Source organism: Conexibacter stalactiti (genome assembly GCF_033542075.1).
Classification (GTDB): Bacteria; Actinomycetota; Thermoleophilia; order Solirubrobacterales; family Solirubrobacteraceae; genus Conexibacter; species Conexibacter stalactiti.
Map to the genome: position 1 here is coordinate 15745 of NZ_JAWSTH010000023.1, position 23693 is coordinate 39437.

Sequence of the window (23693 nt, forward strand, 5' to 3'; positions counted from 1 at the left end):
AGCGCGGGCTGCTGACCCGGAGCGCCTGATAACCGCAGATGAAGTCTAACGCGCGTTCCTCACTCTGACCGGCGGCGCCGTGACGCGAGGCGAAGCGACTCGCTGGCGCATGATCGTGCGTCCCGTCACATCGGGCCGCCGGTCAGCAAGGTTTGGCGGAGGGCGGGAGACTCGAACGCCATCCCAGGGAGCAACCCTCGGACTCGCGGTTATCAGGCGCTTGCGTCACCTCGACGCTTCACCCTCCGTCGCGAGCGACTGTACGACGGAGCACGGTGATTGGCTCCACACTACATCTGTGAATTTGGATGACGGCAATTCAGATCTGGCAGAGTGCCCCACTGGGATGGTGCGTCAGCGCGGCGGCATCCGCAGGGCGCCGTCGAGGCGGATCGTCTCGCCGTTGAGCATCGCGTTGTCGAGCACGTGCTCGACAAGCGCGGCGAACTCGTCGGGGCGGCCGAGCCGTTGCGGGAAGGGGACCGCGCGGCCCAGCTCGTCGCGCGTCGCCTGCGGCAGGCCGGCGAGCATCGGCGTCTCGAAGGTGCCGGGCGCGACCGCGCAGACGCGGATGCCGACGCCGGCGAGATCGCGCGCGGCCGGCAGCGTCATGCCGGCGACTCCGGCCTTCGAGGCGGCGTAGGCGATCTGGCCGATCTGGCCGTCGAAGGCGGCGATCGAGGCGGTCGAGACGATCACGCCGCGCTGGCCGTCGGCGCCCGGCTGTGAGCGCGCGATCGCCTCCGCCGCCAGCCGCATCACGTTGAAGCTGCCGATCAGGTTGACCGCGATCGTGCGCTGGAAGGCGTCGAGGTCGTGCGGGCCGTCGCGGCCGAGCACGCGCTGGCCGATCACGACGCCCGCGCAGTTGACGGCGACGCGCAGCGGCGCGACGGCGGTCGCGGCCTCGACGGCGCGCAGCACGTCGCCGGCGTCGGTCACGTCCGCGGCCGCGAAGCGCGCGCCGCCGCCCAGCTCGGCCGCCAGCGCCTCGCCGCGCGCGGCGTCGCGGTCGACGATCACGACGGCCGCGCAGCGCCCGTGCAGCCGCCGCACAACGGCCTCGCCGAGGCCAGAGGCGCCGCCGGTGACGAGCGCGCTGGCACCGCTGAGGTCGAGCCCGTCCGCACTCGCGCCAGCCGCACCGCGCGCGGAGGCGCCGCCCGCGTCGAGCCCGCTCACACCGCCCCCACGCCGAGCGCGGCGCGGATCAGGGCGACTTCGCCGAGGCCGTCGTCGGGGACGACGTGGCCGTCGAGGTCGAGGATCGCGTCGAGCCGCTCCTCGATCGTCTCCGGCGTCGCGACCTCGGGCCCCACGTACACCCCCGGCGTGACGCCGACGAAGATCCGCCCGACGCGACCGCCGCCGGCCGTCAGCACGTGATGCGTCAGCGTGCAGCGCTCAGAGGCGAGGTAGGCGACGACGGCGGCGACGTGCGCCGGGTCGAAGTGGTCGGCGATGTCGCCGAGCAGGTCTTCGGTCATCCGTGTCAGCGCCGTCGGCGAGATCGCGTTGGCGGTGATGCCGAAGCGCGCGCCCTCGACCGCGAGCACGTTCATCAGGCCGAGCAGCCCGGCCTTCGCGGCGGCGTAGTTGGCCTGGCCGAAGGTGCCGAAGAGGCCTGAGGAGGAGGTCGTCAGCACGATCCGCCCGTAGCCCGCGCCCTTCATCACCCTGAAGGCCGGGCCGAGCACGTTGAACGCGCCACCGAGGTGCACGTCCATCACCGCCTGCACGTCGTCGGGCTCGAGCTTCGCGAACGACTTGTCGCGCAGGATCCCGGCGTTGTGGATCACGACGTCGAGCCGTCCGTAGGCGGCGACCGCCGCGGCGACGATCGCCTCGCCGCCGGCCGGGCTAGCGATCGACTCGGTCGACGCGAGCGCGCGGCCGCCGGCCGTCTCGATCTCGGCGACGACGGCCTCCGCCGCGCCGCTCGACGCGCCGTCGCCGTGGACGCTGAGTCCGACGTCGTTGACGATCACGGTCGCGCCGCGCTGCGCCAGCAGCAGCGCGTGCGCGCGGCCGATCCCGCCGCCGGCGCCGGTGACCAGCACGACGCGGTCGTTGAAGTCGATGCTCATGCCGGTTCCTCCGTTCCGACCACTGCCATGAAGGCGACGCACGCGCCCGGCTGGCCGCCGAGGTTCTGCGCGACCGCGAGCCGCGCCCCCTCCACCTGCCGATCGCCGGCCTCGCCGCGCAGCTGCGTGAAGCACTCGAACAGCATCCGCAGCCCCGTCGCGCCGACCGGGTGGCCGAACGACTTCAGCCCGCCGTCGGGGTTGATCGCGACCTCGCCGTCGCGGTCGAAGACGCCGCCGAGCACGTCTCTCCAGCCCGCGCCGCGCTCGGAGAAGCCGAGGTCCTCCATCAGCACCAGCTCGGTCGGCGTAAAGCAGTCGTGCACCTCGGCGAGCGCGATCTCGCTGCGCGGGTCCGTCACGCCGGCCTGCGCGTACGCCTCCTGCGCGGCGGCGACGACCTCCGGGAAGGTCGTGAAGTCGTAGCCCTCGGCCGCGATCCCGGCGCCCGAGCCGGAGACGAACGCCATCCCCTTCAGGTAGATCGGCCGGTCCGTGTACCTGTGCGCGTCCTCGGCCCGCACGATCAGCGCCGCGGCAGCGCCGTCGGCGACGCCGGAGCAGTCCATCACGCCGAGCGGCCCGGCGATCTTCATCGAGCCGCTGATCGCCTCTCTGGCGATCTCCTTGCGGAACTGCGCGCGCTCGTTCAACGCGCCGTTGCGGTGGTTCTTCCAGGCGATGTGGGTCAACGTCTCGCGCAGCTGCGCGTCGCCGACCTCGTAGCGGTCGGCGTAGGCCGGCGCCAGCAGCGAGAAGGCGCCTGGCGCGGTCCACTCGACCTCGGTCCCGTCGCTCGGCGGCCAGGTCGCGGTGAGGCCGGAGAAGGAGGAGTCCTTCAGCTTCTCGACGCCGGTCGCCATCACGACGTCGTAGGCGCCCGAGGCAACGGCGAAGCAGGCGTTGCGGAACGCCTCGGAGCCGGTCGCGCAGAAGTTCTCCACGCGCGTGACCGGCTTGCCCGTCATCCGCAGCGGTCTGGAGAGCGTCATCCCCGACATGCCGGAGCCCTGCGTGCCGACCCAGTAGGCGTCGACCTGGTCACGCTCCAGCCCGGGCACGCTCGCCATGCACTCCTGCACGGCGTCGACGATCAGGTCGTCGGCCGACTTGTCCCAGTGGTCGCGGAACGGGGTGCAGCCCATCCCGACGATCGCGACGCGATCGCTCAGTCCGTTGCTCGCCATCTCAGGCCGCCTCCGGCCGTGCTTTCCAGAAGTAGTTGTGGATCCCGTCGCTGCTCGACAGGCGCCGGAAGGTCGGCCGCAGCAGGTCGCCGACGGCGATCCCGGCGGCCGGCAGGTCGGTCACCTGGACCGAGCGGCGCCCGCCGCCCTCGACGTCGACGATCGCGACCACCAGCGGCGGCGCCGGCGTCGGCGTGAGGTGGTCGACGGTGTAGCTGACGACGCGCGCCGGCTTGTCGCGCAGCGAGACCGGCTCGCTCGCGTCGACGGCGCCGCAGCTCGCGCAGGCGCGGCCGGGCGGCGTCGTGACCGTGCCGCACGCGGTGCAGCGGGCGGCGACGAGGCCGAACTTCCAGTCGCGCGTGCGCAGCGAGGGCGGCGCGGCCGGCGGCGCCGGGTCGGGCCGCTTGGCGCCGCTGATCTCCAGCAGGCCGCGCCAGCGCAGGAAGCGGTCGTAGGCGATCCAGGCGAGCGCGCCGGCCTGCGCGCGCACCGGAGCGGCGCGGTTGCCGGCGCCGGGCGCGCCCTCGGCGCGCAGCAGGAAGGCGTCGGCGCCGTCGGCGCCGGAGAGCGCGAGGATCGTCTCCCCAGCGGCGGCGCGGTCGAGCGCGTCGGCGATCAGCAGCGGCAGGTGGGCGGCGCCGGTGTGGCCGGTCAGCCGCTCCAGCTCCCCGTCGGCGCCGTCGCTGCCGAGCGCGCGGCGGGCGGCGCTCGCGGCGCGGCCGTTGGCGCAGGCGACGACGACGTGGTCGGGCCGTTCGACGCCGGCGGCCGCCAGCGCACCACGCGCCGCCGACGCCAGCGCAGCGCCGAGCACGCCGGCCGTGAAGCGCTCGTCCCAGACCGTCGGGTGCGCCTCGCCGGGGGCGCGCCAGCGGTCGAGCAGCTCCTCGGTCGCGGCGGCGTGCGCGAGCACGGTCGCGGCCGGCGGCTGGCCGTCGCGCGGCGGTGCCAGCGCGACGGCGGCGTCGCCGTGGGCCAGCTCGTCGGGCGCGCCGGGGGCCGGGGTGCGCAGGTCGGCGGCGACGATCGCCGCGCCGCTGCGCAGCGCCAGCGCGAGCGCACCAGCGCCGGCGCGCAGCCCGACGAGATCGGCGGCGGCGACCGTCGCCGGCAGCTCCAGCACGGCGTGCACCGTCGCGGCCGAGCCCTTGTCGAGGTAGGGCGGCTGCGAGGTCGCCAGCAGCAGCGAGCTGGCGCCCGCGATCTCGTCGGCGAGCGGCAGCGCGGCGGCGACCGCGAGCGTGACGGCGTCCTCGTCGTGGGCGGCGACGGTGCGCGTCTGGCGCCCCGGTCTGCCGGCGTCGCCGAAGCGCGTCGTCGCGAGGCCGTGCGTCGGCAGGCGGACGGCGTAGGCGCCGATCGCGCCGAGGGGCTGGGGGTCAGACGGTGACAGGGGGACCTCCGGGGGATGCGCCCGGCGCGGTCGCCGGGGACAGCGGGTGGATGCAGCGGTAGCCGTCGCGCTCGCCGCCGCCGGACCACGGGATCGCCGCGGCGCGGCACTCCTCGGTCGCGCGCGGGCAGCGGTCGGCGAAGCGGCAGCCGGTGAAGGCGCCGGTGACGCGCGGCGCCGAGCCCTCGATGCCGCGGATCGGGCCGTCGGCGCTCCAGCTCGGGACGGCCGCCAGCAGGCCCGCGCTGTAGGGATGACGGGGGTCGAGCAGCACGCGCCGCGTCGGGCCGATCTCGGCCGCCTGGCCGCCGTACATGACGACGACGCGGTCGCACAGGTCGGCGGCGAGCAGCAGGTCGTGCGTGACGAAGACGAGCGCGACCCCCAGCTCGGCGACCAGCTCGCGGAAGAGCGCGACGACCTCCGCCTGCGTCGTCACGTCGAGCGCCGTCGTGCACTCGTCGGCCAGCACGATCTGCGGCTCGGAGACGACCGCGAGCGCGATCGCGACGCGCTGCCGCTGGCCGCCGGAGAGCTGGTGCGGGTAGCTCCCGAGGACCCGTTCGGGATCGTCGATCTGCATCCGCCGCAGGACCGTCCGCATCCGCTCCTCTGCCTCGCCCTTGGAGATCCCGCGCTTGTGCGCCTTCAGCAACTCGCGCAGTTGCGCGCGCACCTTCAGGACCGGGTTGAGCGAGCGCGAGGCGTCCTGGAAGACGGTGCCGATCGCGCCGCCGCGCACGCTCGCGGTCGTGTCGCGACCGGGCGCGAGCACCTGCTCGCCGCCGACGCGGACCGCGCCGCGCGCGACCGTGACGTTCTTGTCGAGCAGCCCGATCAGGCTGCGCACGAGCGTCGTCTTGCCGCTGCCGGACTCGCCGACGACGCCGACGATCTCGCCGGGGGCCAGCTCGAGGTCGAGCCCGTCGACGAGCACGAGCGTGTCGTCGGCGAGGCGCGCCTCGATCCGCAGGTCTTCGATCTGGAGCGCGGACGCGGTCATCAGAACTTCCGCTTCTTCGGGTCGTAGTGGCTCAGCAGCGCGTCGCCGAGCAGGTTCACGAGCAGCACGACGACGGTGATCGCGACACCGGCGAACGTCGAGATCCACCACGCCTGGGTCAGCACCTCTCTGCCGGAGGCGAGGATCTGCCCCCACGAGATGTCCGGCGGCTGGATGCCGAGGTTGAGGAAGCTGAGCGCGCTCTCGATCAGGATCGCGGTGCCGACCTGCAGCGTCGCCAGCACGACGATCACGCCGGTCAGGTTCGGCAGCACGTGGCGCAGCACGATCCGCGCGCTGGAGGCGCCGGCGGCGCGCAGCCCGAGCACGAACTGGCGCTCGCGCACGGCCATCGTCTCGGCCCGCACGACGCGCGCGCAGGGCGCCCAGCCGGTCAGCGCCAGCACGACGATCAGGACGCCGAGCGAGCTGCCGCGGTTGGCGATGATCGCGAGCGCGATCAGCACGAACGGGAGCGCCAGCTGCGCCTCGATGAAGCGCGAGACGACGGTGTCGACCCAGCCGCGCTTGTAGCCGGCGAGCAGGCCGATCAGCGTGCCGGGGACGATCGCGACGATCGTGCCGACGATCCCGATCAGGAAGGTCAGGCGCCCGCCGGTGACCAGCCGCGAGAGCAGGTCGCGGCCGAGCTTGTCGGTCCCGAGCGGGTGCGACATCGAGCCGCCGTCGAGGAAGAACGGCGGCAGCAGCGTCTCGTCGAGGTGCTGTCTGTGCGGGTCGGGGAGGATCCCCAGCGCCGGCACGATCAGGACGATCAGCGCAATGAAGGCGAGCGGCAGCGCGAGCCACAGCACGGCGCGCGGGCGGCGCGCGCGGCGCAGCGCGCTCGGCGACGGCGCGATCGCGGGGGTGACGGCGGTCAGCTCCGCCGCGGTGGAGTCGGTGGTGGTGGCCATTGGTCAGGTGCGCAGGCGCGGGTCGACGACGACGTAGAGCAGGTCGACGAGCAGGTTGAGCAGGACGAAGGTGACGGCGCCGACGATCACGACCGCCTGCGCGAGCGTGAAGTCGCGGAACTGCACCGCCTCCAGCGCGAGCGTGCCGAGGCCGGGCCACGAGTAGACGTACTCGACGGCGACCGCGCCGGAGAGCAGCACGCCGGTCTGCAACGCGGTCACGGTCAGGACCGGCAGCGCGGCGTTGCGCAGCGCGTGCCAGCCGACGACCCGCCGCGCGCTGAGGCCGCGGGCGCGGGCCGCGTCGATGTACGGCTCGGCGAGCACCTCGGCCATCGAGGCGCGCGTCAGGCGCGCGATGTGCGCGAGCGGCAGCAGCGACAGCGTGATCGCCGGCAGCACGAGGTGGTCGATCCCACCCGACTGGCCGGACGGCAGCAGTCTCAGTCTCACGGCGAAGATCAGGATCAGCATCAGCCCGAGCCAGAAGACCGGCACCGACTGGCCCAGCAGCGCGACGGTCGAGGCGGCGCGGTCCCACCACGTCCCCTCCTTGACCGCCGCCAGCGTCCCGAGCGGGACCCCGATCAGGATCGCCAGCAGCATCGCGACGCCGAGCAGTTGGAGCGACTGCGGCAGCCGCGAGCGGATCAGCTCGCTGTTGGAGCGGAAGTACTGGAGCGAGTCGCCCAGCTCGCCGCGGACGGTGTCGCCGAGGTAGGTCGTGTACTGCTCCACGAGCGGCTTGTCGAGCCCCAGCTCCTGCTGCATCTGAGTGATCTGCTCGCGCTCGGCGAGCGGGCCGAGGATGTTGTAGACGGGGTCGCCGGAGAGGTGGCCGAGCGCGAACGCGGCCGTCAGCGCCAGCAGCAGCGTGACGAGCGCGGCGCCGAGCTTGCGCGCCCCGAACAGCGCCATGTTCGAATTCATGACGCCACCGCCCGCCCGGAAGAACGAGCCCCCTGGGCGAGATCTTCCAAGGCAATCCGAGGCCTCCGGCCGAGCGATTGCCCAGGGACAGCCGCGATCAACTCGCGCGTGTAGGGATGTCGCGGCGCGTCGAGCACCTGCGCGCAGAGCCCCTCCTCGACGACGGTCCCTCTGCGCATCACGTAGACGCGGTCGGAGATCCGCCGCACGACCGAGAGGTCGTGGCTGATGAAGAGGATCGAGACGCCGGTGCCGTCGCGCAGCTCCAGCAGCAGTCGCAGCACCTCCGCCTGGACGGAGACGTCGAGGCCGGAGGTCGGCTCGTCGGCGACGAGCACGCGCGGACGCATCAGCAGCGCGCGGGCGATGCAGACGCGCTGCGCCTGACCGCCCGAGAGCTGGTGCGGATAGCGGTCGAGCAGGTCGGGCGACAGGCGCACCTGCGCGAGCAGGCCGGCGTCGTCGGTCCAGCTCGTGCGCTGCGGCTGCAGCCCGCGCAGCTCCTTGAAGCCGGCCTTGACCGACTGGCGCGGGTCGAGCGAGCCGTGCGGGTCCTGGAAGATCACCTGCACCTCGGGGCGCAGCGCGCGCAGCTGTCGCGGGCGCAGCGTCGAGAGGTCGCGCCCGAGCAGCTCGACCCGCCCCGACGTGTGCGCGCCGAGCGCCGTCAGCGCCATCGCCAGGCTCGTCTTGCCCGAGCCCGACTCGCCGACGACGCTGACGATCTCGCCCGCGTCGAGGTGGATCGAGACGCCGTCGACGGCGGCGAAGCGCTCGCCTCGCCCGCCGCCGCGGCGCTGGTGGATCACCGTCAGGCCGTCGACGTCGACGATCCGCTCGCGCGTCGCGGCGTCCGGCGCCACGGTGGTGTCGACGTCACGGCCCATCGCTCAGCCGCCGAGCTTCGCGTGCTCGAAGTGCGGCACGTTCAGCGGCGAGTACTCCAGGCCGCTGACGTCCTTGGCGCCGATGTTGAACGTCTGGTTGTAGAGCGGCGCGTAGCAGGCGTCCTCGACCACGGCGCGCGTGTTCAGCTCGTCGTAGATCGGCTGCGCCGTCTCCGCGTCGGGCTGCTCCAGCGCTCTCGCCGTCAGCACGTCCAGCTCTCTGTCGGGGCAGTTGGCCGTGATCGACGTCGAGGTCATGAAGCCGCGCGCGAAGAAGTCCGGGTGCGCGACGTTCGGCACCGCGCCGAGCAGGTAGATGCCGTCGATGTTGCGTCTGACGATCTGGCCGACCATCGCGCCGTAGTCGAGCGCTCTGAGCGTGACTCTGAAGCCGGCCTCCTCGAGCATCCCGCCGGTCGCCTCGGCGACGTCCTGGATGTTCGTGTACTTCGTCGGGTACGTCAGCGTGACGCTCGGCGTCGCGCCTCTCAGCAGCGCCTTCGCCTCCTCCATGTTGGGCGTTATCTCCGAGGCCGGCTCCTCGCCGGGGAGCATGTTGAGCAGGCCGCCGGTCGCGGTCGCTCTGCCCTGGAAGATGCTCTCGACGATCTGGTCACGGTCGATCGCGAGCGCCGCGGCTCTGCGCACGGCGGGGTCGTCGAACGGCGCTCTGTCGGCCTGCAGGAAGGCGGTGATCTTGACGGCGGTCGGTATCTCGAGCACGTCGAGGCCGGCCTCCTGCGCCGCCTGCGCCTGCGTCGGCGGCAGGTCGAAGGAGACGTCGGCCGCGCCGCTCTGCAACAGCGAGAGGCGCTGCTGCGCGTCGGTGGCCCAGGTGAAGGTGACGTCTCTGACGCCCGGCGCGTCGCCCCAGTAGCCGGGGTTGGCGCTGACCTGCATCGAGCGGCCCGGCAGCTCTCTCGTCCACGTGAACGGGCCGGTGCCGACCGGTCTCTTCGTGAAGCCCTCGCTGCCGGCCTCTCTGTAGTACGCCGGCGGCAGCGCGAAGACGGTCGAGAGCAGGTTGACGAGGTTGACCTGCGGCGTTCTCGTCGTCACGACGACCGTGTCGTCGCCTCTCGCTCTGACCGATCTGACGTTGCCGAAGTACGACTTGAGGATGCCGGCGGGGTTGTCGACGTTCTCCTGGATCGCGAAGGCGGCGGCGGCCGCGTCGAACGGCTCGCCGTTGGTGAATCTGACGCCGGGACGGAGTCTGAACTCCCACGTCGTCGGGTTCGGCCGCGACCAGTCGGTCACGAGGCCCGTTCTGTCGGGCAGCTCTCTCTCGTCGACGTTGACGAGCGGCTCCAGCATCGTGCCCCAGACGTACTGCCCGTCGCGGGCGCTGACGATCGGGTCCAGCCCCGACGGCGGCGCGGCGAGCACGACGCGCAGGTTGCCCTCCGGCGTTCCGCTCGCGCTGCTGCTGCCGCCGCCGTCGGCGGTCGTCGCGGCGCCGGCGCTGGCGCCGGTGCTGCCGCCGCTGTCGCCGTCGGACTCCGACGAGCCGCCGCAGGCGGCGACGCCGACGCTCAGCGCGAGCCCCGCGGCGAGCGTCAGAAACGCCGTGCGGGACCTGATGAGCACTGCTCCTGCGTGAGCCTTCATCTCTCTCTCCTCCGTCGGGCCCGCGACCCGGGCCCCACCTCGATGGCGTTTCCAAGCGCCGTCTGGCTGCGACCATACCAACCAGACGGTATCTGTCAAATCGCTGCGTGGAACTGGTGCGTCGGCCGGCCTCTGGCGCCGGCTACGAAACCTTCGGCTCGTAGGCGACGAAGACGTTGCCGGCGGGATCCAGGAACGACAGCCGGCGCTCGTGCTCGGACTCGGCGATCGCGCCCAGCAGCGGCGTCCCCGCCGCCTCCAGCCGCGCCGCGACCGCGTCGAGGTCCGCGACCCTGATCCCGACCGCGACCTGGTCGGCGCGCGGCTGTTCCGCCTTCGCGGCAACGGCGAGCGTCGTGCCGCCGCCGTCGATCGCGGCATAGCGGTCGCCGTCGCGGAAGCGCAGGCCGAAGCCGAGCACCTCCGTCAGGAAGCCGATGCTGGCGCCGACGTCGTCGGCCGGCAGCAGCACGTGCCCGACCCTTCCGACCGGGGTGCTCATCGCGTCGTGACCTCCAGCTCGACGTTGGCGCGTACGCGCGGCAGCACCTCGGCGGCGAACCGTTCGAGGATCCTCACCGAGGTCTCGTGCGGACAGCCGAGCCACTGCACGCGGAAGACGAAGTGGTTGAAGCCGCCGGCGGCGAAGTCCTCGATCTTCTCGACGACCTCGTCGGGCGTGCCGAAGAAGAAGGCCTTCGCCTTGATCTCCTCCCACAGCGTCTCGAAGTAGTCCATCCCGTACTGCACGTACTCGGCGTACGACGCCTTCGGGAAGGTGTCGGCGAAGGCCATCGCCTCCGCCTGCGTGTCGGCGATGTAGAGGTCACGGTGGATCGGGTACGTGCGACCCTCCGGCGAGGAGCCGGCCGCGACCAGCTCCTCGCGGTAGGTCGCGAGGTTGCCGACCGCCCAGTTGCGCTTGACGTTGCCGGGCGAGAGCCAGGCGTGGCCCAGTCTCGCCGCGCGCGCGATCCCGGCCGGCGAGTTGGCGCCGATCCAGACGGGGATCTCGCCGTTCACCGGCAGCACGCTGCAGACCTGGCCGTCGAGCTGGAAGTGGTCGCCGTGGTGGACGACCGGCTCGCCGCTCCAGAGCTGCTGCATCACCGCCAGCGACTCGACCATCCGTCTCGTGCGCTGCGATCTGCGCAGGCCGAAGGCGGCGAACTCGTCCTCGCGGTAGCCGGAGCCGATCCCGAGCACGAAGCGCCCGCCCGAGAGCTGGTCGATCGAGGCGATCTCCTCGGCCCAGTGGACGGGGTTGCCGAGCGGCAGGATCAGGATCCCGGTGCCGATCTCCATCTCGCCGCTGTGGTCGATCAGGCGCGCGATCAGCGACAGCGGCTGCAGCGTCTGCAGGCTGCTGAGGTAGTGGTGGATCCCGAAGATCGAGTCGAAGCCGAGGTCGCGGACGGTCTCGGTCAGCTCGACCAGCTCGCCGATCCGCGGCGCCAGCGGCTCGCCCTTGGCGTACTGGTGGTCGAGCAGGACGCCGAAGCGCATCGCTCAGCCCTTGCCGTTGCCGTTGGCCGCCGCCTTGCTGCGTGCGTTGCTGAGGCGGAAGTGCGGCGCGACCATGTTGTCGCGGTCGGCGAGCGCCTGCGCGATCCCCTTCTCGCGCCGCTCGCGCAGGAAGTTCCAGTCGTCGTCCTCGAAGACGACGTTGGTCGCCCAGCCGTGGCCGACCCAGCCGGTCATCGCGCCGAGGCCCTTGCCGCGCGCCTCCATCACGACCTGCATCATCGACTTGCCCATCATCAGCGAGTCGAGCGGCATCACGGCGATCGCGTCGACGTAGTCGTCGACCCATCTCTGCAGCTCCTCGGGCTCGACGACCTTCGTCACGAGCCCGGCCTCCGCGCCCTCCTCGGCGCCGAGCGGCCGCATCGTCAGCATCAGGTCCTTCATCTTCGTGAGGCCGAGCTTCTCGATCCAGTGGTACATGTCCTGCGGCGCGGGGCCGAGGTAGCGGAAGGCCGGATGCGTGAAGCGCGCGTCGGGCGTCGCGATCACGATGTCGGCCGACAGCGCGATCTGGAAGTGGCCGCCGTAGCAGTAGCCCTGCACCTGGCAGACGGTCGCCTTCAGGCACTCGATGATCGGCCGCGTGAAGGCGGAGGAGAGGACGTTGCGGTCGGGCAGGATCCGCTGGCGCTGCGAGGGACGGCGGCGCGAGGCCTTGTCGGTCCCTCTCTTGTAGCCGATGTAGTGGCCCAGCTCGGCGGCGTCGGCGCCGGTGCCGAAGTGGTCGCCCTCGCCCTTGAAGACGATCACCTTGACGCGGTCGTCGGCCTCGGCCTCGCGGACGAGGTCGCCGACGCGCTCGAAGGCGGCGATCGGGATCGCGTTGAGGCGGTCGGGACGGTCGAAGGTGATCGACGCGACGGCGCGCTCAGGGTCGACGTCGTAGCGCACGTAGCCGGCGATCGTCGCCTCGTCGATCTCCATGTGGTCGGTGTCCCACTGCGGGGACAGCAGCTCGGCTTCGGTCTTCTTCACGCTCTTCGTCTCCTCGCTCCGGCACGACCGACGGTGGACATACCGTCTAGTCGGTATCTATACTCCGGCCCCACCATGACTGTCAAGTCCTCCACCCACGAGGGCGTCGTGACGCTCACGCTCGCGCGCCCCGAGCGGCGCAACGCGATCGACGACGCGACCGCCGCCGCGCTCCACGCCGCGCTGCGTGCCGCGACCGCCGACGAGCGCTGCCGCGCGATCGTGCTCGCCGCCGAGGGGCCGGTCTTCTGCGCCGGCTGGGACCTGCGCGAGATCGCCGCGATGCAGGCCGGCGGCGACCGCGCCGCGGTGCAGGCGTCGTTCGACGCCAACCGCCGCCTGCTGGCCGACCTCGCGGCCGCGCCGCAGCCGACGATCGCCGCCGTCCAGGGCGGCGCGATGGGCTTCGGGCTGGGGCTGATCGCGCGCTGCGACGTCGTGCTCGCCGGCCGCGGCGCCGTCGTCGCGCTGCCGGAGATCGCGCACGGCGTCGTGCCCGGGATCGTGATGCTCGACCTGCTCGCGACGCTGCCGCCGAAGGTCGCGCTCGACTGGCTGCTGAGCGGCGCGCCGCAGGACGCCGAGGCCGCGCGCGCTGCCGGCCTCTTCAGCCGCGTCGTCGCCGACGAGGCGCTCGCCGGCGAGGTCGCCGCGCTCGCGGCGACGATCGCCGGTCACGCGCCGGAGGCCGTGCGCGAGACGAAGGCGCTCTACCGCGCGCTCGCCGCCGCCTCGCCAGAGGCCGCCGAGGCCGAAGCGGTCCGCCGCGCCGTCGACGCGCTGCTCGGCTGAGCCACGCGACCGCGCCGCCCGCGCCGCTCAGCGCGCCCGGCCACGCCCGCTCACCCCGCCTCCGCCCGCAGCACCGGCATGACCTCCTCGGCGAACAGCCTGATCGACGCGCGCGCCTGCGCCATCGGCATGCCGAGCCAGAAGGGGCGGAAGATCAGGTGGTCGAAGCCGAGCGCGCGGTAGCCGCGGATCCTTTCGATCAGGTCCTCCGGCGAGCCGAGCAGCAGCGTGTTGGCGACCAGCTCGTCGAAGCGGTCGCGCTGCCACGCGAGCGCCGGATACTCGGCGTAGGTGTGGTACTCGCGGCGGGCGTGCGGCAGCGCCTCCTCGATCGCCTGCGCGGTCGTCGGCGCGCAGTACAGCTCGACGCCGAGCGGCCGCTCCGCCGCTCTCCTGCCGTACTCGGCGAGCGCCTCGTCGTAGATCGCCGTGTGCTTGGCGAGGTATCTCGGGCTCGGCGCGTTGCCGGGCGCGTACCAGGCGTCGCCGAGGCGGGCGGCGCGGCGGACGGCATGCCTGCCGCCCGCCCCCACCCAGATCGGCGGGCCGCCGGGGGACAGCGGCGGCACGCCGATCCGCTGGTCGGTGAACGACCAGATCTCGCCGTCGAAGCTGACGCGCTCGCCGCTCCACAGCGCACGGATGATCCGGATCCCCTCGTCGAGCCGCTTGAAGCGCTCGTCGATGTCGATCCCGAACGCCTCGAACTCGTGCTCGCGGTAGCCGGCGGCGACGCCGAGCACGACGCGCCCGCCGGAGAACTGGTCGAGCGTCGCGAACTCCTCCGCGATGTGGACCGGGTGGAAGAACGGCAGCAGCAGGATGCCGGTGCCGACGGTGATCCGCTCGGTGTTCTCGATCAGCTTCGCCGCCATCGAGATCGGCTGCGGCGTCGCGAGGTTGGAGACGAAGTGGTTGATCACCCAGGTCGAGTCGTAGCCGAGCTGCTCGGCCAGCTGGACCAGCTCGACCAGCTCATCGACATGTCTGCGCAGGTCCTCGTCGAACGGCCACTGGTGCGAGGCCATGATCCCGAAGCGCATGCTCATGCCTCCACCGCGCGGGCGCCGGCGGCCGCGAGCGCGTCGCGCCGCACCTTGCCGGCCTCGCTGCGCGGCAGCTCGTCGATGAACGCCCAGCTGCGCGGCGCCTTGAAGTGGGAGAGCCGCTGGCGCACGTAGGCGAGCAGCGTCGCGGCGACCTCGTCGTCGGACGCGCGCTCGCCGACGCCGTGCTCGCGCACGACGATCGCCTGCGGGATCTCGCCGAGCCGCTCGTCCTCGACCCCGACGACGCGCACGTCGCGCACGAGCGGATGGGCGCGCAGCTCCTCCTCGATCTCCTCCGGCCAGACCTGGAAGCCGCCGCACTTGATCATGTCGCGCTTGCGCCCGACGAGGAAGAGGACGCCATCGTCGTCGACGTAGCCCATGTCGCCGGAGTGGACCCAGCCGTCGCGCACCAGCTCGCCGGAGGCGGCGGCGTCGTCGACGTAGCCCTTCGTCATCGCCGAGCGGACGACGATCTCGCCGGTCTCGCCGCGTTGCAGCGCGGCGCCGTCGTCGTCGCGCACCTCCAGCTCTACGCCGGCGTAGAGGCGGCCGGCCGAGCCCGCCTTCCACAGCCCGGCCTTCATGTCCTGCGCCGTCCAGCCGGCGATGTGGCCGGTCTCGGTCGAGCCGTAGTTCATCACGATCGGGATCCCGAACCGCTCCTCGAACTGGCGCCGCAGGTGGATGCTGAGCGCCTGCCCGGCGACCAGCACCGAGCGGACCGAGGCGAGGTCGGGCGAGTCGTCGGCGTGGACGACGTCGTAGAGCATCGTCGGCAGCAGGAAGAGGCTGTCGAACTGGTGCTGCTCCAGCAGCCGCTCGAGCGTCGAGACGCGGAAGCGCTCCCACAGCACCGCGGCGCGGCCGACGTGGAAGGCGAACAGGAGCGTGTGCTGACCGCCGCTGTGGAACAGCGGCAGCGCGACGAGGTTGGGCGGCGTGCCGTCGGGCGCGGCGGCGTAGGGGCCGGCTCTGCCCTTGGAGGCGCGCGCCAGCCGCGCGAGCGACTCCTGCACGCCGCCGTGCGTGACGCTGACCGCCTTCGGCCGACCGGTCGTGCCGCCGGTGAAGAGGATCACGGCCTCGTCCTCGGCGTTCGCCGCGGCCGCGGCCAGGTGGGCGCGGGCGTTGCCTGGCGCGCTCAGCTGCGCCTGCGTCAGCAGCCTCAGGTCGCTCGCGGCGAGCGCGGCGTCGCGCGCGTCGCGGTCGTGCTCGTCGGTGACGAGCAGCACCGGCGCGGTCTTGGCGATCGACTCGCTCAGCTCGGCGCCGTTGTAGAGGCCGCTGATCGTGACCGGCACGGCGCCGAGCTTCCAGGCGCCGTAGATCGCGAAGGCCAGCTCGGGCGTGTTGGCGAGGTAGAGCGCGACGCGCTCGCCCCGCTGCATGCCGGCGGCGGCGAGGGCGCGGGCGTACGCCGACGCCTCGGCGTCGATCTGCGCGTAGCTCCAGGCGCGACCGTCCTCGAAGTGGAGGCCGATGCGATCGGGCACCTCGGCTGCGCGGCGCTCGAGGTCGGTGGCGAGGTTCACGGCAGCTCTCTCTCCCAGTTCATACCGTCCAGTCGGTATTGAGCGTACCGCCGCGGGCGCGCGCGGTCAAGCGCCGCGCCCCACCCACGACCTCCGCAGGTCTACTACGGCCATGCAGCAGCAGACCTGCAGTGCTCGCCCCGCGGACGGGCGCGGGGCGGCGCCTCAGCGGACGACGAGGCCGTCGAGCGCGAGGTTGGCGAGGTCGTCGGCGACCTGCTCGGCCGACATCGTGCCGTCCTCGCGGTACCACTGGTGGACCCACGCCGACATGCCGACGACGCCGAAGACGGCGACGCGCGGCGTGATGCGGGCGTCGAAGAGGCCCTGCTCGACGCCGGCGATCACGATGTCGTCCATCGCCTTGTCGAGCTTGTCGCGCTTGCGCTTTACGTCGGCGGCCGGTCTGCCGGTCAGGTAGCGCCGCTCCTGGAAGAAGACGGCGACGTGCTGGCGGTAGCGCGTGACGGTCAGGACTGACTCGCGGATCACCTCGCGCAGCTGCTCGACCGGCGACTCGACCTCCTCGAGGATCCGCTCTATCGCCTCGCGCTGCACGTCGAGGAACTCGTCGTGGATGAGGCTGAGCACGTCCTGCTTGCTCTCGAAGTGGTGGTAGAAGGCACCCTTCGTGACCTGCGCGCGCTCGACGATCTCCTGCACGGAGGTGCCGTGGAAGCCCTGGTCGCCGAACAGCTCCAAGGCGCTGTCGAGCAGCAGTTGGCGCGTCTGCTCGGGGTCGTAGCTCCCGCGCGTCTTTCTTCTCGGCGTCTGAGTTCTCGGGGCCATAGCCGGTCGAGTCTACAAAACCGACCGGTCAGAATGTGGAAGTCGCGGAGGACGCCGAAGCGGGCGTCAGACGGGGGATCACGTCCTCCCCGAAGCGGCGGATCTGGTCGAGCGCCTGCGCGTGCGGCATCCCCATGAACTGGAGCCGCAGCGCCAGGTCGGTGATGCCGTGCTCGCGCTCCAGCCGCTCGATTCGCGCCACGACGCGGTCGGCGTCGCCGACGACGCAGTGCTCGTCGAGATAGGAGTCGACCTCGACCTGCTGCGCGGTGTCCCACGACTTGTAGGCGGCATACTGCGCCTCCAGGTGCGGCCGGATCAGCGCCCGCGCCGCCTCGGTCGTGTCGCCGACGCAGGCCTCGCGGCTCATCGGGTACGGGCGGTCGAGCGAGTGGCCATGCTCGGTCAGCGTCGCGCGGAAGAGGCCGAGCCGCTGCGCGATCGCCGCGTCATCGCCCTCGGGCCCGATCAGCCAGCTCGTGTTCAGCGCCGCCGCGCGTCTGATCGCCGGCTCGGCGAAGGCTCCGATCCAGATCGGCGGGCCGCCGGGCTGCACGCATCTGAGCGGCAGCGAGGCGTTGCGGACTCTGCCCCACGTGCCCTCGGCGTCGATCGTCTCGCCGTTCCACAGCGCCCGCATCAGCGGCACGTACTCGCGCAGCCGCCGGATCCGATCGCCCCACTCGACGCCGAAGGCGTCGGTCTCGCGTCTGCGGTAGCCGGCGCCGATCCCGACGACCATGCGGCCGCCGGAGAGCACGTCGAGCGTCGCCAGCTGCTCGGCGAGCGCGAGCGGGTTGTAGAGCGGCGCGAGCAGGATCCCGAAGCCGATCCGCACCCGCTCGGTCGCCGCCGCGAGGTAGCCGGCCAGCTCCAGCGGCTGCAGGAAGGCCGAGTGCGCGAGGAAGTGGTGACCGAGGAAGACGGCGTCGAAGCCGAGGCGGTCGGCGAGCCGCGCCTGCTCGACGACGGCCGCCAGCCCCTCCTGCGCCGACTGCTCGGGCGGGAACTGCGCGCTGAGGAAGACGGAGACGCGCATCGCGTGCCGCGCGCTACGCGCTCGTCGCCCCGGCGACCGCCGACGACGCGGCCGGCGCCTGCTTGAACTGCGGGATCACCTCGGTGGCGAACTGCTCCATCGAGCGCAGCGCCTCCTTGCGCGACATCGACGGGATCCGCAGCCAGCCGATGTAGTGGTTGATGCCGAGCTGCTCGCGCAACTGGTGGATCGTGTCGGCGACGCGCGCGGGATCGCCGAAGTTGCCGCCGTGCGTCAGCGTCTGCTCGAGCGTCAGCAGGCGGATGTTCTCGGCGACCTTCTCGTAGTAGTCGCGCTCGGCGTCGATCGCCTCTTCGGAGCCGGGGATCACCTTGCCGACCGACTGGTAGTACTCCAGCGCCGCCTGCGCGGCGCCGCGCAGCCCTGCCTCTCCCTCGCCGCACCAGACCTGCTGCATGAACGGCAGGTCGTGCGCGTCCGGGTCATGGCCGTTGGCCGCCATCGCGTCACGGTACAGGTCGAAGTTGCGCTTCATCAGGCCGAGCGGGGTGAAGTTCGGCGAGGTGATGATCGGCTGACCACGGGTGCCGCGATCCTTGAAGTTCTCCGGCGAGACCGTGCCTTCGAGGATCAGCGGACCGCCGGGCGTGAGCGGCCGCGGGTAGGTCGTCATGTTCTCGTACTTGAAGATCTCGCCCTCGTAGGACCAGTTCTCCTCCGTCAGCGCGAGACGCAGGACGTCGAGCACCTCCTGATAGCGCTGGCGCGACTCCTCCAGCGGCACGCGGAAGCCGGCGAACTCCTTCGGCTGGTAGCCGCGCCCGACGCCGATCTGCACGCGCCCGCCCGACAGCACGTCGAGCGTCGCGATGTCCTCAGCCAGCCGGACGGGGTCGTAGAAGGGGAGCACGAGCACCGCGGTGCCGATCGTGATCCGCTGCGTGCGCTCCGCGATCGCCATCCCGAAGTTGATCGGGCTGCCGAGCACGCCGTAGCGCGAGAAGTGGTGCTCGGCGAGCCAGACGGAGTCGAACCCGAGCTCGTCCGCGAGTGCGATCTCCTCCAGCGTCTCGTGCAGGACGCGCTGATCCGATTCGCCCTCCCCACCTGGGAAGAGATTCATGATTCCGAACTTCACCGTGGTCCTCCCAGGGCTTGCATCGCCGTAGATTCCGACTGGACGGTATGTTAGGTTCAGCGCCAGTCGTTGTCAAACCGATCGGTATGAAATGACGTCTGAGGGTGTGGAGATCGAGGTGCGGGGCGCGGCGTTATGGGCGCGGATCGCGCGGCCGGAGCGCGGCAACGCCTGCGGCCCCGAGGTGATCGACGGGCTGCGCGCCTGGCTCACCCGCGGCGCCGCCGACGACGCCGTGCGCGCGCTGGTGCTGACCGGCAGCGGCCGCGCCTTCTGCGCCGGCGCCGACATGCGCGCGGGGGCTGAGGTGATGGCGGCGGCCACGCGCGTCGCGGACGCCGAGCCGCGCGCGGCGGCAGCGCCTGGCGCGACGAGCGCCCGCGACGAAGCCCTGCTCTCCTACCTCGCGCGCGGGCGGGCGCTCGTGGATGCCGTCGCGGGCGCCGCGAGCCGGTGATCGCGGCCGTCAACGGCGCCGCCTACGCCGGCGGCTTCGAGCTGATGCTGGCCGCCGACCTCGTCGTCGCGGCCCGCTCGGCGCGCGTCGGCGACGGCCACGCGCGCCACGGGATCGTCCCCGGCTGGGGCTCCAGCGCGCGGCTGCCGCGGATCGTCGGCGCGCGCGCCGCGAGCGAGCTGCTGCTGACCGGCGGCGACCTCAGCGCCGAGCAGGCGCTCGCGCTCGGCCTCGTCAACGCCGTCGCCGACGACGACGCGCTCGTCGCCGCGGTCGACCTGCTCGTCGAGCGGCTGACCGTGCCCGACGCCGCCACCACCGCCCGCATCCTCGCCCTCACCCGCGCGACCCGCGACGCCGACGGCACGCTCGCCGCCGACCTCGCGCGCGAGTGGTCGGCGCTCGCCGAGCACGTCACCGCGCCCGCGTTCGCCGCGACCGTGGAGCGCTTCCTCGGCCGCTGACGCTCGGAGGACCGGCGGTTTGTTCATCCATGCGATGAACAAACCGCCAGTCATCTGGGGGCGTCGCGCGGGCGGGCGGCGGGGCGGACCGCGCGGGGGCCGGGCGGCGCGCCGCGGCCTGGCGCGGCGCGTCAGGCGGGGACGGGCTCCGCGACGCCCGCCAAGCGCATGCGGCCGAGGGTGCGGCGGTGCCAGCGGGCGCTGCCGAGCCAGGCGTCAGAACCGAGCGCGCGGCGGCTGAAGAGGTGCGGGTCGGCCTCCAGCGTGATGCCCATGCCGCCGTGCACCTGCGTGCAGCGCTCGGCGGCGAACAGCGCCGCCTGGCCGGCGCGCGCCTTCGCGCCGTGGACCGCCGACGCCGCCCGCGGGTCGCCCTGCTCGACCGCCCACGCCGCGAACAGCGTCAGGTCCCACGCCGCCTTGACGCCGACGAAGGCGTCGACGAGCTGGAAGGCGACCGCCTGGAAGGAGCCGATCGGCTTGCCGAACTGCTTGCGCTCGCGCGCGTAGTCGGCGCCGAGCCGCACCGCGCCGAGGCCGGCGCCGCAGAGGTCGGCCGCGGCGACGACGGTCGCCCGCAGCAGTCCGTCGCCGAGCGGCCCGGACGCCAGCACGTCGAGCCCGTCGAGCTGCATGTCCCAGACCGGCCGCGTCGGGTCGAGCGAAGTGCGCGCTGTCGGCGAGGGCGCCCGCACCAACGCCACCTCCTCCCCGGCCACGACCACCAGCGCGTCCGCGCCTCCGGCATGCGGCACGAGCGTCTTGAACCCGCTCAAAGCAGAGCCGTCCAGCGAAGCCGCCCACCCCGATGGCCCGTCGGCGGCCGGCTCGTCGGCGGCGATCGTCCAGCGGGCGCGGCCCTCGGACGCGTCGCTGACGTCGATTCCGGCCGCGGCGGCGAGCTGGATCGCGGCTGCCTGCGCCGGCAGCCGTGACGGCGCGAGCGTGCGGCCGAGCGCCTCGACCGCGATCGCGAGGTCGACGAGGCTCGAGCCGAAGCCGCCGGCCGCCTCGGGCAGGCCGAGCTGGCCGTAGTCGGCCAGCAGCGCGGCGTCGAAGGCCGGCTCGCGGAAGCCGTGCTCGAGGCAGTGGCGGGCGTCGAGCAGGCCGCCGGCCGACATCTCGGCGATCGTGCGGTCGATCTCGACCTGCTCGGGAGTGAAGGTTGCGCGCATCTCAGGTGCTCTCCAGGTCGAAGGGTCAGCGCGAGCGGGGGAGCGCGAGCACGCGCTCGGCGAGGATCGACTTCTGCACCTCGTCGGTGCCGCCCTCGATCGTGTGGCCGCGCGAGCGCAGGTAGTGGTGCAGCAGCGAAATCGCCTGCGGCTCGTCGACCAGCGGCGCGGCCGGGCCCATCAGCTCGAGCCCGAGGCGGGTCGCGTCCTGCACCGTTCTCGCCCACAGCAGCTTGCCGACCGAGGTCTCGGGGCCGGGGCTCGCCTCCGACATCGCGCGCAGCGAGCCGATCCGCAGCGCCTCGGCGTCGGCGTCGAGCGCGCCGACCGCGTCGGCGACGCCGGGATCGTCGAGCAGGCCGCGCGTGCGCGCCGCCTCGACGACCGCGTCGACCGCCTGTCGCGCCCACACGCACAGCGACAGCGCCAACCCGCCGCGCTCGTACGCGAGCGTGGTGAGCGTCACCTTCCAGCCGTCGTTCACCTCGCCGAGCACGTCGTCGTCGGAGACGAAGACGTCGTCGAGGTACATCTGGTTGAACTCGGCGTCGCCGTTGGTCATCACCAGCGGCCGCACGTCGATCTGCTCCATGTCGGCGAGGAAGTAGGTGATGCCCTTGTGCTTGGGCGCCTCGCGGTCGGTGCGCGCAAGCAGCATGCACTTCGTCGCGTTGTGGGCGTTGGAGGTCCAGACCTTCTCGCCGCTGATCAGCCAGCCGCCGTCGGTCTTCTTCGCCATCGTCCGCAGCGAGGCGAGGTCGGAGCCGGCGTCGGGCTCGGAGAAGCCCTGGCACCAGTACTCCTCGCTGCGCAGGATCCGGCCGAGGTAGCGCTCCTTCTGGGCCGGCGTGCCGTGGGCCATGATCGTCGGCCCGGCCAGCAGCAGGGCGACGCCGTTCTGCGCGTACGGGGTGCGGCGCTTGGCGCACTCCTCGTTGAAGATCGCCTCGAAGACGACCTCCTTGCCGTGGCCGCCGTGCTCGACCGGCCAAGTGAGACCGGTCCAGCCGCCGTCGGAGAGGCGCTGCTGCCACAGGCGCGACCACTCCTCGCGCCGCTCTTGGTCGAGCCCCTCCTGCTCGGGCACGTCGGTCAGGTTCGCGTCGAGCCAGGCCGCCGCGCGCGCACGGAACTCGGCCTCCTCGGGGGTGTCGTCGAAATCCACGCGTCTCTCCTGCGCGTCAGGTGTGGACGGGCGACCGCTCGGCGGTCAGCCGCTGCTTGTAGAGCTTGCCGTTGGGGTCGCGCGGGAGGCTCTCGCGCAGGTGGATCTGCCGCGGGCGCTTGTGGCGCGCCAGCCGCTGCTCGCAGAAGGCGGCCAGCTCGGCCCGCAGCCGCTCCGCGTCGGGCGCGCCGAGGGCAGGCTGGATCCACGCCTCGGGGACCTCGCCGAGGTCGCCGTCGGGGACCCCGGCGACGCCGGCGTCGAGCACCCAGCGGTGCTCCAGCAGCGTCGCCTCGATCTCGGCCGGGTAGGTGTTGACGCCGCCGACGATGATCATGTCGCTGACGCGGCCGGTCAGGAAGAGGAAGCCGTCGTCGTCGACGTAGCCGCGATCGCCGACGGTCAGCAGCCGGCCGGAGCGGACGCCGTCGGTCTTGGCGGGATCGTTGTGGTACTCCATCCGATCCTCGCCCTGGCGCATGTAGACGATCCCCTCGGTGCCGGCGGGCACCTCCTCCCCGCGCTCGTCGAGGATCCTCAGCTCCGAGATCGACATCGGCAGGCCGACGGTGCCCGGCCGCTCCAGCCACTGCTGCGGCGTCGCGACGGTCGAGCCGACCTCGGTCGAGCCGTAGTACTCGTAGACGATCGGGCCGAACCAGTCGATCATCGCGCGCTTGTCGGCCGGCGGGCAGGGCGCGGCGCCGTGCAGCACGTAGCGCAGCGACGAGGTGTCGTAGCCGGCGCGCGTGTCGGCGTCGAGCGCCAGCAGGCGGTGGAACTGCGTCGGCACCATGTGCGTGCCGGTGACGCGCTCGCGCTGCACCGTCTCGAGGAACAGCTCCGGCGTCCACCCCTCCATCAGCACGACCGAACCGCCGAGGTGGAGCGCGCCGGAGGCCGGCGTGATGTTGGCGGTGTGGTACATCGGCGAAGCGACGCACCAGCGCGCGAAGTCCTGGCCGATCCCGAGCGCGTCGAACAGCCACTCGTAGACGTGCGCGCCGGCGTCGGCGTCCTGGCCGCTGAGCGGCCGCTTGACGCCTTTCGGGCGGCCGGTCGTGCCGGAGGTGTACTGCATCAGGGAGCCGGCGGCGGTGCTCTGCGGACGGGCGGCGGGCTGGCCGCCGGTCAGCTCGGTGAGGTCGCGCAGCCCGACCGCGCCGCCGTCGCAGAAGACGATCGCGCGGTCGTCGACCGCCTCGCGCACGACATCGGCGACGCGCCCGGAGCAGAGCACGGCGGACGCGCCGGAGTCCTCGACGATGTAGCGGATCTCGGCCGCGGTCAGGTGGTAGTTGACCGGCACGAGGTAGAGGCCGGACTGCATCGCGGCGAGGTAGAGCGACAGCATCGGGATGCCGTTGGTCATCACGCACGCGACGGTGTCGCCGACGCCGAGGCCCGCGACCTCGCGCAGGCCGTGGGTGAGGCGGTTGACCTCGGCGTCCAGCTCGCCGTAGGTGCGCGTGCGACCGCGGGCGTCGACGACGGCCGGGCGGTTCGGCTCAGCCTGCGCCCATGCCCAGAAGCCCATGCGCTGCTCGCTCATGCTGCTCTCTCCATTCCTGGCTCCTCCACCTCCCGAACGGTCCCGATCACTTGATTC

At 72.6% G+C, this 23693-nt stretch carries 23 protein-coding genes; 3 read left to right on the top strand and 20 right to left on the bottom strand.

Annotated elements, in window-relative coordinates:
- Window positions 1-354: 354 nt before the first annotated feature.
- The 12 genes from R7226_RS10855 to R7226_RS10910 all read right to left on the bottom strand — a co-directional run bounded on the left by R7226_RS10855 (window position 355) and on the right by R7226_RS10910 (window position 12520).
- Window positions 355-1182, bottom strand: a complete 828-nt coding sequence (locus R7226_RS10855) for an SDR family NAD(P)-dependent oxidoreductase (RefSeq protein WP_318597161.1) — start codon at window positions 1180-1182, stop codon at window positions 355-357.
- Window positions 1179-2087: an SDR family NAD(P)-dependent oxidoreductase gene (locus R7226_RS10860; RefSeq protein ID WP_318597162.1), complete on the bottom strand. Its 909-nt coding sequence runs from the start codon at window positions 2085-2087 to the stop codon at window positions 1179-1181. Before R7226_RS10860 ends, R7226_RS10855 begins: the two co-directional genes overlap by 4 nt.
- Window positions 2084-3274 carry an acetyl-CoA acetyltransferase gene (locus tag R7226_RS10865; protein ID WP_318597163.1) on the bottom strand — a complete coding sequence of 397 codons (1191 nt, stop codon included), beginning with the start codon at window positions 3272-3274 and terminating at the stop codon, window positions 2084-2086. Before R7226_RS10865 ends, R7226_RS10860 begins: the two co-directional genes overlap by 4 nt.
- A 1-nt stretch (window position 3275) precedes the next feature.
- Window positions 3276-4409: an OB-fold domain-containing protein gene (locus R7226_RS10870; protein ID WP_318597164.1), complete on the bottom strand. Its 1134-nt coding sequence runs from the start codon at window positions 4407-4409 to the stop codon at window positions 3276-3278.
- Between the two features lie 247 nt (window positions 4410-4656).
- The gene (locus tag R7226_RS10875; protein WP_318597165.1) at window positions 4657-5673 is read right to left on the bottom strand and encodes an ABC transporter ATP-binding protein; all 1017 of its coding nucleotides are present in this window, start codon (window positions 5671-5673) and stop codon (window positions 4657-4659) included.
- Complete coding sequence (locus R7226_RS10880; protein WP_318597166.1) at window positions 5673-6590, bottom strand: ABC transporter permease; 918 nt, start codon at window positions 6588-6590, stop codon at window positions 5673-5675. Before R7226_RS10880 ends, R7226_RS10875 begins: the two co-directional genes overlap by 1 nt.
- A 3-nt stretch (window positions 6591-6593) precedes the next feature.
- Entirely contained in the window at window positions 6594-7520 is a 927-nt protein-coding gene (locus R7226_RS10885) for an ABC transporter permease (protein WP_318597167.1), read from the bottom strand.
- Window positions 7517-8407 carry an ABC transporter ATP-binding protein gene (locus tag R7226_RS10890; RefSeq protein ID WP_318597168.1) on the bottom strand — a complete coding sequence of 297 codons (891 nt, stop codon included), beginning with the start codon at window positions 8405-8407 and terminating at the stop codon, window positions 7517-7519. The genes R7226_RS10885 and R7226_RS10890 overlap by 4 nt, the downstream gene beginning before the upstream one ends.
- A 3-nt stretch (window positions 8408-8410) precedes the next feature.
- Entirely contained in the window at window positions 8411-9997 is a 1587-nt protein-coding gene (locus R7226_RS10895; RefSeq protein ID WP_318597169.1) for an ABC transporter substrate-binding protein, read from the bottom strand.
- Window positions 9998-10160: 163 nt separating this feature from the next.
- Window positions 10161-10520, bottom strand: a complete 360-nt coding sequence (locus tag R7226_RS10900) for a VOC family protein (RefSeq protein WP_318597170.1) — start codon at window positions 10518-10520, stop codon at window positions 10161-10163.
- On the bottom strand, window positions 10517-11524 hold the full coding sequence (locus R7226_RS10905; RefSeq protein WP_318597171.1) for an LLM class flavin-dependent oxidoreductase: 1008 nt from the start codon (window positions 11522-11524) through the stop codon (window positions 10517-10519). The genes R7226_RS10900 and R7226_RS10905 overlap by 4 nt, the downstream gene beginning before the upstream one ends.
- Before the next feature lie 3 nt (window positions 11525-11527).
- Entirely contained in the window at window positions 11528-12520 is a 993-nt protein-coding gene (locus R7226_RS10910) for an enoyl-CoA hydratase/isomerase family protein (RefSeq protein ID WP_318597174.1), read from the bottom strand.
- A gap of 75 nt (window positions 12521-12595) precedes the next feature.
- Between R7226_RS10910 and R7226_RS10915 the strand changes: the two genes are divergently transcribed.
- On the top strand, window positions 12596-13312 hold the full coding sequence (locus tag R7226_RS10915) for an enoyl-CoA hydratase/isomerase family protein (RefSeq protein WP_318597175.1): 717 nt from the start codon (window positions 12596-12598) through the stop codon (window positions 13310-13312).
- A 50-nt stretch (window positions 13313-13362) separates the two neighbouring features.
- On the opposite strand, the gene R7226_RS10920 is transcribed toward R7226_RS10915, so the two are convergent.
- The 5 genes from R7226_RS10920 to R7226_RS10940 all read right to left on the bottom strand — a co-directional run bounded on the left by R7226_RS10920 (window position 13363) and on the right by R7226_RS10940 (window position 18808).
- Window positions 13363-14361 (bottom strand): LLM class flavin-dependent oxidoreductase, encoded by a 999-nt coding sequence (locus tag R7226_RS10920; RefSeq protein ID WP_318597177.1) that lies wholly within the window; start codon window positions 14359-14361, stop codon window positions 13363-13365.
- Entirely contained in the window at window positions 14358-15896 is a 1539-nt protein-coding gene (locus tag R7226_RS10925) for a class I adenylate-forming enzyme family protein (protein WP_318597179.1), read from the bottom strand. The genes R7226_RS10920 and R7226_RS10925 overlap by 4 nt, the downstream gene beginning before the upstream one ends.
- A 165-nt stretch (window positions 15897-16061) precedes the next feature.
- Entirely contained in the window at window positions 16062-16685 is a 624-nt protein-coding gene (locus R7226_RS10930; protein ID WP_318597181.1) for a TetR/AcrR family transcriptional regulator, read from the bottom strand.
- Between the two features lie 28 nt (window positions 16686-16713).
- Window positions 16714-17724, bottom strand: a complete 1011-nt coding sequence (locus tag R7226_RS10935) for an LLM class flavin-dependent oxidoreductase (RefSeq protein WP_318597183.1) — start codon at window positions 17722-17724, stop codon at window positions 16714-16716.
- A 13-nt stretch (window positions 17725-17737) separates the two neighbouring features.
- A complete protein-coding gene (locus R7226_RS10940; protein ID WP_318597186.1) occupies window positions 17738-18808 on the bottom strand; it encodes an LLM class flavin-dependent oxidoreductase in 1071 nt (356 codons plus the stop codon).
- Window positions 18809-18914: 106 nt separating this feature from the next.
- Between R7226_RS10940 and R7226_RS10945 the strand changes: the two genes are divergently transcribed.
- Window positions 18915-19280 carry an enoyl-CoA hydratase-related protein gene (locus tag R7226_RS10945; protein ID WP_318597188.1) on the top strand — a complete coding sequence of 122 codons (366 nt, stop codon included), beginning with the start codon at window positions 18915-18917 and terminating at the stop codon, window positions 19278-19280.
- Entirely contained in the window at window positions 19277-19744 is a 468-nt protein-coding gene (locus R7226_RS10950; protein ID WP_318597190.1) for an enoyl-CoA hydratase/isomerase family protein, read from the top strand. The genes R7226_RS10945 and R7226_RS10950 overlap by 4 nt, the downstream gene beginning before the upstream one ends.
- Before the next feature lie 131 nt (window positions 19745-19875).
- Here the strand turns inward: R7226_RS10950 and R7226_RS10955 are convergent, their stop codons facing one another.
- The 3 genes from R7226_RS10955 to R7226_RS10965 are packed head-to-tail and all read right to left on the bottom strand — an operon-like array spanning window position 19876 to window position 23636.
- Window positions 19876-20919: an acyl-CoA dehydrogenase family protein gene (locus R7226_RS10955; RefSeq protein ID WP_318597191.1), complete on the bottom strand. Its 1044-nt coding sequence runs from the start codon at window positions 20917-20919 to the stop codon at window positions 19876-19878.
- Window positions 20920-20944: 25 nt separating this feature from the next.
- The gene (locus R7226_RS10960) at window positions 20945-22084 is read right to left on the bottom strand and encodes an acyl-CoA dehydrogenase family protein (protein ID WP_318597192.1); all 1140 of its coding nucleotides are present in this window, start codon (window positions 22082-22084) and stop codon (window positions 20945-20947) included.
- Window positions 22085-22100: 16 nt separating this feature from the next.
- On the bottom strand, window positions 22101-23636 hold the full coding sequence (locus tag R7226_RS10965; protein ID WP_318597193.1) for an AMP-binding protein: 1536 nt from the start codon (window positions 23634-23636) through the stop codon (window positions 22101-22103).
- Window positions 23637-23693 lie beyond the last annotated feature (57 nt).